This window comes from Methanococcoides sp., assembly GCF_030594565.1.
Taxonomy (GTDB): Archaea; Halobacteriota; Methanosarcinia; order Methanosarcinales; family Methanosarcinaceae; genus Methanococcoides; species Methanococcoides seepicolus.
In genome coordinates this window covers 1-14,243 of record NZ_JAUVEY010000042.1, presented here as the reverse complement: position 1 = coordinate 14,243, position 14,243 = coordinate 1, and the positions used below count along the sequence as shown (strand labels likewise).

Below are 14,243 nucleotides of genomic sequence, written 5' to 3'. Positions count from 1 at the left end.
CAGGTCGAACTCACCAACAAATGTGTATGATCCAGGTGCTGCATCTTCGGGGATGGTAACATTATAGGTCAACTGTGTGAAATCTGGTTTGTTGGGACTGAACCAGAATACTGTATTTGCATTAGAGATCGATCCAGCCCAAGATGGATTACTTACGACCCATTCTTCAGGCACAGTGTCCTGGATGGCAGTCTTGTCTGCACCATTAAGTGTGATATTCAATATCACAGTTATTGTGTCACCTGGGATTGCACTTACCGGAAGTTCTCTGCATACATTTGGCTCTTCCGCCGATGCTGCGCCGGCGGTTGTAAGCAGAATTAAAAGTAATGCCATACCAATGATCCTGCAAGATCTCAGGTTGAAATAGAATATTTTACGAACTCTGCTAATGAATCGAGAATCTACATTTAATGTTTTAATAATATCACCCACCACGAAAATATTAACTACAAAAATACCAACCACCATTGGTATATAAAAATATATAATTATGTCATATAAATGTTTCGAGCTTCTATTTTGCAAATCTATTTTTAAATATGTAATAGTTCGGCTCTGTAGAGAGATCCTCAAATAAACTAAGATCACATATATTAATGTTAAGCATCAAACATAGATTGCAATGTATTGATCATTGAATACGTCCAATCATTCGGAGGTAGTTACAAATGAAGAAAATAGCAGTCATAGGATCAGGTAACGTTGGCTCTACTACTGTTCAGCGTCTTGCAGAACTTGAGCTCGGGAACATTGTTATGACCGATGTTGTTGAAGGTCTGCCTGAAGGGAAAGCACTTGATATAATACAGGCTGCCCCTGTTCTTGGATACAATGTGGACATATTGGGCACGACCAATTACGCTGACATTGCGGATTCTGATGTTGTTATCATTACCGCAGGAATTGCCCGGAAAAAGGGAATGATACATGACGACCTGATGAAGATAAATGCAAATATCATAAGAGATGTATCTGAAAATATCTCGGAATATGCACCTGAAGCCATAGTTATAACGGCTTCCAATCTACTTGACGTAATGACCTATGCCACACAGAAATATACAGGACTGGAACCTGACCGAGTATTTGGAATGAGTGGAGTACTTGATTCAAGTCGTTTTGCAGCATTCATTGCAATGGAACTTGGAATTTCAGTACAGGATGTTTCTGCACTCGTACTTGGAGGACATGGTGATTCCCTCGTAGCACTGCCACAATATACCACAATATACCACAGTATCGGGAGTTCCGATATCAAAAATGCTTCCAGAATAAACGATTTCCAGGCTGATACAGCGCACCATCAACGCTGGAACTGAAATTGTTGAATATCTTAAGACAGGCAGTTCTTTCTATACCTCGGCAGCATCCATTGCCACAATGGTAGAAGCCGTAATGAAAGATCAAAAGCGAGTTATTCCTGCAGCCGCTTATTTGCAAGGAGAATACAACGAGAGCGATCTATATCTAGGGGTACCTGTGATATTAGGTAAGAACGGCGTGGAAGAGGTCATCGAACTTGAATTGACAGAAAACCAGCAACAGGCATTTTCAAGATCGGCTAAGTCTGTGCGTGAAGGGATAGCAAAGTTAAAACTGTAATGTACAAGGATATGCATCACATATCTTTCAATCCCTTTCTATCGAATACTATTTTTATAGGATTATGCATATAAATTCCTGATTTCGACATATTAGATACACATGATTTCCAGGTTCAACCAAAGGGATTTGAGTTAATAGTACGACCGAGCTAATCATAATTTCCGTGTTGCTGATGCTTCCTGTATATGCTGCACTTGATGAAGATATTCAAAAATAGAAAACTAAAAAGAGGTTTATAGGATAATTAGTCTATTATCCATATTTTGATCCTACTATTATCATAGACACTTATTTTTTTCTCATATACTGATTCAAATACAGGTTCATGATATCTAGTGTCCATTATAAGGTAAGAAAGATCATATTTGCTGTATACCTCTCTGGAGGATCTGTAATCTATATCTTCCTGTATCAAGATCCAGTTGACGCTTCCATCTGTTGAATGAAAATTTTCTGCAAAATAGGGATTGTCAAAATAATATGAAGTGGATAATGGAGACCTCTTTTGTACAACAATTTCAGAAAAATTCACAAATCCATACGTGAGAGCTGATATCGAATCTAAAAGTACCCTTGGACTTCCATCTGATATGGCCATAAACCGACGCATCGTTCTATCACCGTTCCCGAAAGCTCCAGCTGTATCATCAATATATTGATTGGCCCATTTTGCAGAAACATATGTTTTGTCATCCATCACCCATTCTTCCGCCGATTCTCCAGTACGCCAGTGATTATAAAAGCCCGAAAATGATACCGAACAAATAAGTAATAATATTGCGAATGTTTTAAAATGTTTGGATGGCACATTAAGAATATTAGTTAGAGCAATGCTAACCAAAAATATTGAGAAGATCAGATAAACAAAATGCCCATAGATATCAGAATATATAATTGGTAAAAGAAATGCGCATAACAATAGAATGAACGCCTCTTCTTTTCTCTTAGGCTGTTTCAACAGCATGTAAACCAAGCCACCAAAAACTAATAGGGTCAATGGTCCCACATGCCTTACTTGAACTATGAATATTTCCAGTATCCAATCATACCTGGAACCTGCAAAAGGTACTAGGCTCCGTTTGAAAAAAGGAAGTAGCATGAAGAACAAAAATAGTACAGAGTACCCTATTGTCTGAAGATTGGAAGGTATTCTTATTCTATCTCTGGTCAATAACAAGAATACCATCAATCCAAGAGATAATGCTGCAAAATAAGAAAATTTATGAATGCTAAATAGTAAAATTAATAATATCAGCAACATAGCACCTATTTTTAGCCTTGAACCGTTCGAAAATTTCAATAGCAAATATAAGAACAGAGGAAATAGTGCAATAAAAGGACCTCTTGTACTGACTTCCCAAGTAGTAAAAATCAATACACCCTGGGACACTGAAAAAAGAAATGCAAATACATATTTAAAAATCGAATCTGGATAGATCATATTTCCAAGTAAATAAGAGGCAAATAGGCTAAAAAGACCCAACACTAAAGAGAAAACCAAAATCGTGATTTCCATATCAATATTTGCAAGTTGGGAAACACCAGACAAGAAATACGGAATCCCGCTTGCATATGACAATGGGTATAAACCAAAGATGGAAAGCCAACTTTCCCACCAGTTGGCCTGCCCATACATCGTGATCGAATTGGCAAGGGAATGAACAAAAAAAGAATCGCTCCCTTTTTCATGAGATATCGAAGGAATCCTTATCACTACGTTCAGCACTATAAGCAGTGCAAAAATTATCACCTTGTTTTTCGGTGGATTATCTTTAAACATAATATCTCCTTCAGTCTGGTATTCCGATAATAATCGATCACTTCTTTGTCATCAATTCTGGGTGCCCTTTTAAGATACTCTGTGAAGTAGCCTAGCATATAAGGTATGCCCACGCCATTTTTATGAAAATCATCTTTGCTCCATAAAAGTTTTACCCCTTTTAGTAAAATATGCAACGGTGTAAATCCGATATGATAATTGTTGGAACCCATTTTTTTGTATCCGATCCATTGACCTTCAGCACCTGCGAATGGTCTTAAAGATATCATTTTTACGTCATCGAACTTTTTTGTTTCCCATCCCCTAAGTTTAGCTTTTACAATCGCAATGCTGTCAGGGCTACAGGTTAAAAGATAACCCCCCGTCTCTTCAAAGCATTTTTTATTCCATAGCCTGGCACCACCTGTTGGCAGATCTTCACGATCCCTATCCCACAGTATTTTGCCATTAACAGTAGAGCCTATCCGACCACTACAGATACCAAGTTTAGGATTCATTTCAAGCTGATTTATTAGATATTCAAAATAATTATCGTCAAGTACGACATCTGAATCCGCAACCCCGATATGATCATATGAGATATTGTTGTTATCACAATATTCCAGTGCATAGTCGAAACCCACGCGATAAACATGTGCAACGTGGATCCCCAGATCTCTTGGAGTTTCATCCAGTCGTACGGATCTTATCCAGTCATGAGACATGGTAAGTTCTTGTAATATTTGAGGAGTTTTATCCGTGCTACCATCATCGACTATTACCCATAACTCTGGTTTCATCTTCTGGTTGATCACCGACTCTGCAAGTTTTGGCAAACTGTATTCTTCGTCTTTACAAGGCGTCACCAAAATATATGTTCTCATACTCATATGTCATTTATCCTTATAAACTAAAAGCCATATACATTCGAATTCCCTTAGCAACACAGGTTTCAGCCATAGATCATAGACATACACTCCACCCTTCTTCACCAACAAAATTTCATTGATGATCGCAGGATCATTGTTTCCTCGAGTGTCCAGACAGTCATTAATGCAATAATCCCCATTGTTGCAATAAGACTTGTTCCGATTATAATTATATCTTCAAAACCCTTCTTATAGTTTTGGTTTCCTCACTTGAAAATATTCGTAGCACTACTAAAGCCACCCCATAAGTAAGTGCTCCTGAGATCACTATTAAAAACAGGTTGATACTTACAAAATTATTCAGATAATAAACAGGCATAGCCATTAGCAAGCACGCCAGCATGGGCTTAACGAATATCCTGAATATCCCTGGAGTGACTAAATTCGTGGAAACAAAATAAAGACTCATAAATAATAATATCAATTCTGTTACGACCGTTGTGATACTTGCTCCATAATAGCTATACTTAGGGATTACCAAGTAATTGAGTAAGATATTTGCCACAACACAGACACCCATACTCAAAGTGTTCAATCTTTGCTTATTAATTGATGTTAACAGACTCGTTAAAGATAAATTCACAGATACGAGGAAAACCGACCATATTAGTATTTCGAGTGCAACTATTGAACCCGCAAAGGATTGATCATAAATAAGGAGTATGATCCGATCAGCGATAAGAGCAGTTCCCACTGTAATTGGCAGCATAAGTATTACAAGGAACTTGAAACCCATCTCATAGTATTTTATCAAAGTGTCCTTTGAACTTGTAAATGCTCTTGACATAACAGGAAATAATGAGATGACAATTGCATATGGGACCAAACCTAATGGTTCGCATAATTTATATGCAGCCGAATACAGGCCTACGGCATTATCACCAATCATAATGGAAAGCATCAGTACATCTATCCGATGGTATATTATGAGGAACACACTGGAGAATGCTATTGGAAGAGCTTCTTTGAACAAATGTTTCCACAATGTGAGATCGATCTCGAACTTGACCCTAACAAATCTTTTCACAAAAAAATAATTTAACAAGGCTTTCAATACCTCTGAAAATAGGAATACAAGCATTAACTGATATAAGGTGCCATGCATAGCAATTATGAAGAAGATAAGAGAAGCAGAAACTATTTTAGATATAAGTTTTGCTATTATGTCGTATTCCATTTTCAGTGTGGTTTGATACACCGAACGGCAGTTATCGCTAAATGATATGAACAGTAGTGTGAATGATATCAGATACACGTATGTGGTCGTGTCTACCGGATAATCCATCAATGATATGAGTGATATTGACAGAAGAATAGAAAATACAGAGAGTATTATTTTAATAATATATGCATTTCCAAGCATCTTTGCCATGCTTTCAGTATCTCTTGACATCTCTCGCACAAGTATTTCACTGAGGCCAAAATCAATAACTATGCCAAAAAATGCAATGTAGGCAAACACAAAATTGTATTTCCCAAAATCATCGACTCCCAAGTATTTTGCGAGATATATTACAACAACTAAAGAGATTAACCTGAAAAGCAGATTCCCCACCAGCAGGACACCTGTATTTTTGGCTACCTTATCAATTGTGCTCAATATTTCACCTATTCTCTAATTAATGATCGTGACTCTTAATTACTGAATTGGAATCCGGATCGACAATAGTTCACTCAATGTCCAAATTATGATAGGTAAGCTTTTCAAGATATTCGCAAACGTTGGTAAGTCCTTCTACAAAAAAATAACTAGCACATACGATATTAAAGAAGAACATTATAATATTTTACAATATAATTCATAACACTTTTTGCACACCTTGAAAGTAAGGGGTTTATTTATTTTTGTATATGTACCATAGTTTACTAATGTCCCTCCAAATTGTTTTTTGAAATTTCGGACAGTATACTTTACTTTCGGACTGCCAGCTCCTCCAAAATCAAAAGTAGAGTAACCGTTCTTAGCACCCCATGATAGTATATTCCAGACTAAATATTCATTAGGATGCAGATGCAAGTATTTACGTGATGAACACGCATACCAATCATAAATGGTATTATTATAATTAAGCGTAAGTATTCCAGCGATTGGTAAACCATCGTAAATTGCCAGATAGATCTTAGACAATCCTTTTGGTACTAGTATGTTATAGACGTTATAGAATAACTTAAAATCTTTAACTGGTATCTTGGCAGTTTCTGAAGTTTCTGACAAAAGATTATAAAAACTTTTTAACTCATCGTAATTTTCTACTTCCTTGATCACCAAATTATTTTTTTGAGCTTGTCTAATACCATTACGTTTCTTTTTTCCCAATGAACTCCATAACTCCTCCTCAGTTCGGTTCAAGTCAATTAAGAAATTTAAATTATCCTCGTAATTATAATCACATGAGCATAATAAATCTGACATGGCAGCATTAGAGTTTGAATATATTCGATTATAAAGGGATCCTCTTTTAGTAATTTTATCATGCTTGTTAATGAGTGCAAGGGCTGCACTTTTACCACATTCGCTATTTACCCAGAGGGGAGCATCGCGAATCGTTATGTGGGAAGAAAGGTAACCAATTTCACTTATTTCTGTAAATTTGATGCTTACCAACGATGCCAGAATTTCATCGTTATCATCAACTACCGCCAAAGCCAGTGGTTCACAATCAGGCACACCATGATAGATATCAAGCATGTGACCTGTTTGGAAAATAGTAGCATACTTGTTTTTAGAGACAAACTTATTTAGCATGTCCTTTTCTGGTTTTATTATGCTAAATTCTGTCATTGAACTCCCTTTTGGTCATGAAACTCAATGGTATCAACAATAAAATCGACAACGTCTATAGTGTCGCTTAACATTTCATCTTTTTTTGATCTCCATCCATCTTTATTTGATCCATTCCCCAGTATCTCAATCGCTTCTTTCAGTGCCAGACCCTTATCAGGAATCGTATAAACAAGTCCATATTTTTGCTCAAGCTCGTTAAGATAACCCCTTTGATTATTGGAAACATAAATCGAAGGTACTCCAAGTACAGCGGCTTCCGAAGCCATAGTTGCACCTTCACTAATGCACAGTGAAGCATGATAGATTATATTATGCAGGTCTTTGGGGTCAATTTCAAGCTGATAATCCTTAATTGTTTGCCAATCTGAGAGCTCAGAGGAGATAATCACTTTTCCATACTTTTCAAGCACAGAGATATATTCTTTTAATTCTTTTTCCGCCTTGAAATTAAAACCTTTTGCATGTAGATCATGATGTGAGGAGAGAGCAGATAGACGAACCAATATATATCCTGCTTTTAAACCATATTTAGTCAACACATTCTCATCAGGTTTAAAATATTTGGGGTGAAGGTATGCTAACTCATAATAGCCTCTGAAACGTGTCTGTTTTGGTCCAAGGTCCAGATAGAACGACGTCGACGTGTAGATCCTATCTGTAAATGGAAAGGCAAGTTTTGTGACCAGCCCTGCTATTTCAGTATCTGAAAATGCCAGATGCGGCTTCCCCATCAATCTGCTAACATGTGCTGAATAAGGAGAACCCGGGCTTACAAAAATATCAGGTTTGAACTGTCTTGCCATTTTGTACAAAAGTAGATCATTAGCAAGAACACCAAAAGCTTTGCCCGGCATTGTCTTATAATGTTTGCAGAGTTTATATTCAAAACCATTCTCTTCCAGCATTTTCCTGGTGCTTTCTTTAGCCCGTGCAAAGATTTTAATTTTATGTCCCCTCTCCTGAAGTAATCGAATCACATTACTGAACACATTTACATCTTTAGGATGACCAATATCCAATAATACATTCAATTCGCTTCCACCTTCTTTGCAGGAACACCTGTTACAATAATATAATAATCAATATCTTTTGCAGCAGCTAACCCCGCACCAACCAGCACCGCACCAACCACATACCCAGTTCTAATTGATAGATTTGGCAGCATAATTGCCCCCTGTTTTAAGGTTACCTAATATATGATCTTGCTCTTTATAGCTTTTATAGATGGTCCAATTTTTGACAAAAATGGGCCTGAGGTAGCTACAAAGATAACACCTGGTTATACGTAACCCCTACCATACAACAAGATGAACTCAATCAAGCAGATTGTATATAATTGTTTATTCCCTCTAATATATACGTTATCCCCAACATGGCAATTACATGCTCTTAACAATATGATCCTAAACTATTTAATAGGAAATCTCGGAGCAATCGTTTTTCATATTATTGAAAACAAATCTCATCGAATACAAATTTTTATGATCTTACATATATTATCAAGTTCTTTTTTCCCCAAGGTATAATGGTTAGGCATAACAAGTAGCCTCTTTGCTACATTTTCAGTAGCAGGGCAATCCCCCTCATATCCATAACTCAATTTTGCTATTTCTGGTGTCGCACTAAACAGCATGATCGTATCAAATCCTGCTTTTCTGAGCGCTTCGCTCAAGTTGTCCCTCACAGAAATGTTTTTAAGCTGTATTGGAAAAAGGAAATAATTACAGTAGGTTTCCGAACGCTCAACTGGAAGTATTAGATCAAGATCTTTTAGTTGCTCTATTAAATAAAGGGAATTATTCCTAGTTTTATCCACTTTTCCCTGAAAATCCTTTATTTTTTTTGTAATAACATGAAGATCCGTGTTCCTGATCTTTGTTTTACTAAATGAGCGTTTGTTCATAATATCAATCTTTTCTTCGATCCTACTACCAAGTGGCAAAGAAAACAATCCAAACCAAGGTCTGTGATACAGTAGTGAGCGTGCATACGTTATTGTTGCATGCTTGATCTCGTCAGTAATTGGAAGAAGGGGTAGCTTTTCAATCTCATCCCCTATATTTGATGCAAGTTGAAGATCCTTAGTAGTGATCATTCCACCTTCACCTGCGGAAATATATTTCCCAGTTCTGAAACTAAAAAATCCAGCAGTTGCAATTGTTCCAACAAGCCTCCCTTTGTACCTGCTCAACAATGCATGAGCACAGTCCTCGATCACCGGCTTGTCCCCTACAACCTTCAATATCCCCTCAAGGTCAGCAGGACGACCTAAGGCATGGACTACAACAACAGCAGCAAGATCATCTATTTTTTTATTCAGATCTTGTGGATCAAGAGTATAATTATCAGGCTCAATGTCAATAAATACTGGATTATGCCCAGCATGTATTATCGCATCGAAGTCACTTGGGCACGTATATAAAGAAACACCAATGTTTGAGTTCTCAGGCAAATTCAGAGCTTTTAAAATGATATAAAGGGAAGTGCGACCGCTATTTGTGTAATTGATGGATACATCTGCAAATATATTTGCTATCTCGCCAACATCTGATCTCTTATCTAGATGTAACATTGATGATAGGAAATCCCCAGTATAATAGTCAATGTTAAATCTGGGAATTAATCTGGGGTTGGGTTTAATCGAATTCATTTTTAATATTGGTTTTAGGTCAATTTTATAAGTACATATCGATGTTAGAATTGCCCACATTTCAATTTCTTGTATATACCATACCCAACTTCAGCAATTCTATTCTTGAACTTGTCATGTGTTTTCTCATACCTACCGAAATTCACTTCCTTTCCGCCAAAACGTCTTTTGAATTCCCTTACACCATATGGTTTGCTCGGATGACCTGCACCACCAAAGTCAAATGTCTTATATGTACCAGCATTTTCTTTGAGAACACACCAGACAAGCGCTTCGTCCACATACTCCACCTCTTTTTTTGATCCTGCATACCAGTCATACACCAGATCATTATATTTGAGCACTACCCGGGTACCTACAGGCATCCCGTCCTGAATCGCCATATAGAAATCAGCCATACCTGTTGGCGCAAATAAATTATATACAGCCCTAAATAAAGAAATATCTGCAATAGGCATTCGAACATTCCTATAAGTTTGTTCAATTAAATTATATGAATCTACCAATTCATCATCATTCTCGATCTTTTTAATCTCTATACCAGCTTTTTCTGCCCTGTTGATACCTTTTCTGCGTGATTTATGAATACTTTGCCACACAGTATCAGCAGTCCTGTCAAGGTCGATCAGATAGTTCAGATGGTCACTATATGTATAACCCAGAGATTCCAGCATCTGTTTAGATTCCTGTATATCCCATATGTTGCGGATCTGGGTATATATTGCCTTCCTTTTCATCAAAGCATTATATTGACCCATCAAAACAGAAACTGCCTCAGTACCCTCTCTACTTTCAAAAGCAAGAGGACCTCCATGTATTACAGAACGTGCTGAAAACGAACTTCCAATTCCACTAATTTCACATATGACAGCTGCCTGTACTACCGCAAAGATATCTCCAGACACGGTATCTACCGCAGCCAAAGATACAGGTTCGTAGTTCTTTGCCTGTCTGTAGACCTCGACCATCTCAGTGGTTTGGAAGATATTGCCATGTGGGTGATCGCTTACGAAATTGTCCCACTGGACCTTATCGAATGAATCTGTGATCTCGATCATATCTCAGCACACATCCCCACCAGGATCACAAGGACTTCCTATTCCTGTACCAGACAATTCCAGCCTTACCGATATTTTTGATGTTCTGCAAGAGGATCTCTTTTGTCCATCCAAAAGTATCGTCACACCATCTGTTAGGATGTGCCAGGATGCACAACTGCGGGACCTCTTCACTTTTGATAAGTTCGATCAAATCTTTCGTAGAGGCTATTTTTCCAACAAAGCCGGAATTTGCTCCAGATCCACCAGAATTCAGCACATCCTTAACGCGGATGTTCAGATCTGCCCAGGTCCTGCCAGTGTCAGTCAGGTACATTACCTTATTGTAGTCTATAGAAAGATAGGGTTCACCTAAGATCCCGAATTCCTTGAAATCGTATTTCTTCCAGATATCACGATTCAACCACTGAGACAAGGGATTTCCATGCATGCAAACCGTAGTTACTTCTTCCACGTCTCTCAATTCATTCAGTTCCTTTTCGAAGATATTGATGGCTTTTTTCATATCCCCCTTAGCCTTATCCAGAACTTCATAATGGAACCCTATTTCATGCCCCAGATCTGCAATCGCATGCATGTAATCTGGCTTAAATACTTCATCGGTGTGTCTGAAGTAATACGTAGACCTAATGCCATATTCATGCTCAAGTTGTGCCATATCAAGCGAACGTTTCACAGCACGATCCACGTCATGGCGAAGAATTACACATCGATCCGGCACGTATTTGAGATAATCGCATACGGAGGTTGCGGTGTACTCCGTATTAGTGATGGCTTCAAGGAATTGTCCGTACATTGATAATGTGAAATCTCTCACAATTATTTACCCCCAATGAACAAATATTATATTTCACAATTGAACCGTTCAGACGATATAAATCGAATGATCAAGCTTTCATATTTTAAATTAGCTGTTTCTAGTATTTATATATGCACAGATACTTTAAAGTTAAACAAGACTTGAAAGCATAAACAGTACTTTAATATGCATTAATTGACAAGTAAAACATATAAATGATAAACGAAAATAAGAATGTATTTCTCATACTCCTTATACTTTCATTGTTCACAGGAGCCACAATAGAGTTCAGCGAAGGCTCTACGTATGTTGGTATATTCTTGATCTTAGCTGCTGCAGCCCTGGTCACACGCATACGTTTGACAGAGACCAGAACAATAGAAAGTTCAAAATTGTACATTTCCATAGGTACTTTCATTGCTTTTGCAGATATATTCTATAACTTTAGGACCAATAGCCAACTTGGCACACTTGATACTATGGTATTCTTCTTAGGGATATCACTCATAGCTTTTGGAATAAACAACCACCAACTTTGCCGTATGGGAGAGTTTGGTGCATACATAGCAGGCATATTTACTTTTTTGTACTTGATATTCTATACATTGTTTGGTGCATTAGAAATCAAGTTTTTCCATCTGTTTGATCATTACTTTGTTCTATTACCAACAGTAACTGTCATTAAACTGGCAGGAATACCCATTGAAGTAGTTGCAACTGAGGCTGTGAAGCTCAGTGGTGTTGAAGATATGACTATAGTGATAGGCGGACCATGCTCCGGATTATATTCAATGTTCCTACTGATAGGAATTGTTGCTGGTTATAGTCGCATAGAGAAAATGAATTTTAGTAAGACATTATATTTGCTAGGATTTGCTGTTGTAGTTGCCTATATCGCAAACCTTGTGCGAGTAATAATCCTTTACATAGCTGCATACTCATATGGGACTGAGGTTATGATGTCGGTCCACACACATATAGGATGGATCATTTTTGCCATCGTTGCAGGTGGTATAATGTACATCATGAATCTAAAAACAGGAAACAACATAAATAAGAACAAACTCTAAATCGGTTTTCGTTAAACATTAAATTTTGTCCTGAAAACCAAGAATTCAATAGCCATGGCAAAATTTATTATCCCCCATGGCCACCTGTGATCATTGCCACGATTTGTAATGATTGTAGATTCTGCCTTAGATTACATATAGAAATTATTAAATCATTATGTTACATACATTTATATGAAGATCATGTCATCGGCCAAGTTAAGATACGTGGAAGAAAAAGATTTTGCAAATATTGCTGAGTTTCTGGCAGAAGGTTTCCAATCAGACTCACTTGATGTTTGGAAAAATCGTATATATACATGGTGGGTAGAGAATCCGAGCATGGATCCAGGCATTCCATATGGTTGGGTTGTCGAAAAAAATGGTGAGATCGTTGGATTCTTTGGAAATATTCCTGTGAAATATCAGATCAACGGATCAGAGGATATAGCTTTAGCAGGCATGCCATTCTATGTAAAACCTTCAATGCGTGGAATTACAGGTATCCAGTTACTGCATGCGTTCGCCAAGCAAAAAAATGTTAAACTACTACTCAATAATAGTCCAAATGAAGCATCATATGGAATTTTTAAAAAATTTGGTTTTGAAGACTTTGAAATCCCTTTCGATGGCATTGAATACTTGTATGTACGCGATTATGGAAAAATGCTTGATTTTTTTATTAAAAAAAGTGTTAGATCCCAACCAAAGTTGTCCATACTGAAAGTTCTATTAGTCCCTACAAAATTGATCTCACCTTTTATTAAATTGATAGGAGATAAAAGAGCAAAACCGAAAAAGTGCAATAACTTCATTTGCTCGTTGTGTAGTGACTGTAATGAATCATTTGCAGAGCTATGGTATAATAATCGGAAAGAGAACTCAACAACATTATACAGAGATGTAGAAACATTACGATGGTTATTTTTCTCAAAGGCTTTTGCTGGCAGAAGGCATGTTATTAAATGTATAGACTCACAGAACAACGAACTCGTTGGATACTTTGTATTTGACATAACATACAAGCATGATGTCAAAGTCATGCAATTAAAAGATATATATATCCCAAAATATGATGAGGGAATAATTCGATCAGTTATCCCTTTTGCAAAAAATCTAGCAAAAAAACATGATGTTGCTGCAGTGAGTTTCTGGCCAATCAATGAGGAAATGAATGAAATATTGAAAAATAAGATCAAAATAAAAAGATCGAACAAGATACCGTACTTGTATAAATTCGTTAATACTGAAGATAAAGACAATGAAATATCCAGTCAATCTGAACTCTTGCTTTCCATTTTCGATCCAAATAGAGGAGTCCTGTAAAATCTGTATGGAAACAAAAAAGATACATCGATTTCCGCTGACATACATTGATCTGAGTAGCGATGAAAATATATCTCCGAAAACATTAAAAACAGTTTGAATAAAGAAATTGATTTCACTGACATCAAACATCAAGAATTTGTCGGCTAAGTCAGAGGGATTACTCCCTCTTTCTCGCCTAAGAACTGTACGTGAAAGTTTTCTTTCATACAGCTCAAGCATCTCATAACCTTTTCAGGCAACAGTTATTGTTTTTGGAATTAGTTGCAAATTCCAATTT

General features: G+C 37.0%; 12 protein-coding genes and 1 pseudogene. 3 read left to right on the top strand and 10 right to left on the bottom strand.

From position 1 onward, the window contains the following. Positions 1-336, bottom strand: a 336-nt coding sequence (locus QAS77_RS05215; RefSeq protein ID WP_305064370.1) for a hypothetical protein, incomplete at its 3' end; no start/stop codon positions are given. 335 nt (positions 337-671) lie between these two features. Here QAS77_RS05215 and mdh point away from each other — a divergent pair. Then, positions 672-1,605 (top strand): annotated as a pseudogene (gene mdh / locus QAS77_RS05210) (malate dehydrogenase). Positions 1,606-1,852: 247 nt separating this feature from the next. Here mdh and QAS77_RS05205 read toward each other — a convergent pair. The 9 genes from QAS77_RS05205 to QAS77_RS05165 form a co-directional block, all read right to left on the bottom strand. Then, positions 1,853-3,388: a hypothetical protein gene (locus QAS77_RS05205; protein WP_305064369.1), complete on the bottom strand. Its 1,536-nt coding sequence runs from the start codon at positions 3,386-3,388 to the stop codon at positions 1,853-1,855. Then, positions 3,355-4,251: a glycosyltransferase family 2 protein gene (locus QAS77_RS05200; protein WP_305064368.1), complete on the bottom strand. Its 897-nt coding sequence runs from the start codon at positions 4,249-4,251 to the stop codon at positions 3,355-3,357. The genes QAS77_RS05205 and QAS77_RS05200 overlap by 34 nt, the downstream gene beginning before the upstream one ends. A gap of 214 nt (positions 4,252-4,465) precedes the next feature. Then, positions 4,466-5,896 (bottom strand): flippase, encoded by a 1,431-nt coding sequence (locus QAS77_RS05195; protein WP_305064367.1) that lies wholly within the window; start codon positions 5,894-5,896, stop codon positions 4,466-4,468. 177 nt (positions 5,897-6,073) lie between these two features. Next, positions 6,074-7,078: a lipid II:glycine glycyltransferase FemX gene (locus QAS77_RS05190; protein WP_250868067.1), complete on the bottom strand. Its 1,005-nt coding sequence runs from the start codon at positions 7,076-7,078 to the stop codon at positions 6,074-6,076. Further along, positions 7,075-8,112 carry a DUF354 domain-containing protein gene (locus QAS77_RS05185; protein WP_305064366.1) on the bottom strand — a complete coding sequence of 346 codons (1,038 nt, stop codon included), beginning with the start codon at positions 8,110-8,112 and terminating at the stop codon, positions 7,075-7,077. The genes QAS77_RS05190 and QAS77_RS05185 overlap by 4 nt, the downstream gene beginning before the upstream one ends. Further along, complete coding sequence (locus tag QAS77_RS05180; protein WP_305064365.1) at positions 8,109-8,246, bottom strand: hypothetical protein; 138 nt, start codon at positions 8,244-8,246, stop codon at positions 8,109-8,111. Before QAS77_RS05180 ends, QAS77_RS05185 begins: the two co-directional genes overlap by 4 nt. Positions 8,247-8,543: 297 nt before the next feature. After that, the gene (locus QAS77_RS05175) at positions 8,544-9,731 is read right to left on the bottom strand and encodes a DegT/DnrJ/EryC1/StrS family aminotransferase (protein ID WP_305064364.1); all 1,188 of its coding nucleotides are present in this window, start codon (positions 9,729-9,731) and stop codon (positions 8,544-8,546) included. A gap of 44 nt (positions 9,732-9,775) precedes the next feature. Then, on the bottom strand, positions 9,776-10,789 hold the full coding sequence (locus tag QAS77_RS05170) for a lipid II:glycine glycyltransferase FemX (protein WP_305064363.1): 1,014 nt from the start codon (positions 10,787-10,789) through the stop codon (positions 9,776-9,778). A 25-nt stretch (positions 10,790-10,814) separates the two neighbouring features. Beyond that, entirely contained in the window at positions 10,815-11,606 is a 792-nt protein-coding gene (locus QAS77_RS05165; protein ID WP_250868062.1) for a hypothetical protein, read from the bottom strand. 197 nt (positions 11,607-11,803) lie between these two features. On the opposite strand from QAS77_RS05165, the gene artC reads away from it, so the two are divergent. Both artC and QAS77_RS05155 read left to right on the top strand, forming a co-directional pair. Continuing rightward, positions 11,804-12,658 carry an archaeosortase C gene (gene artC, locus QAS77_RS05160; protein WP_305064362.1) on the top strand — a complete coding sequence of 285 codons (855 nt, stop codon included), beginning with the start codon at positions 11,804-11,806 and terminating at the stop codon, positions 12,656-12,658. A 183-nt stretch (positions 12,659-12,841) separates the two neighbouring features. Next, entirely contained in the window at positions 12,842-13,963 is a 1,122-nt protein-coding gene (locus tag QAS77_RS05155; RefSeq protein WP_305064361.1) for a GNAT family N-acetyltransferase, read from the top strand. Positions 13,964-14,243: the final 280 nt, after the last annotated feature.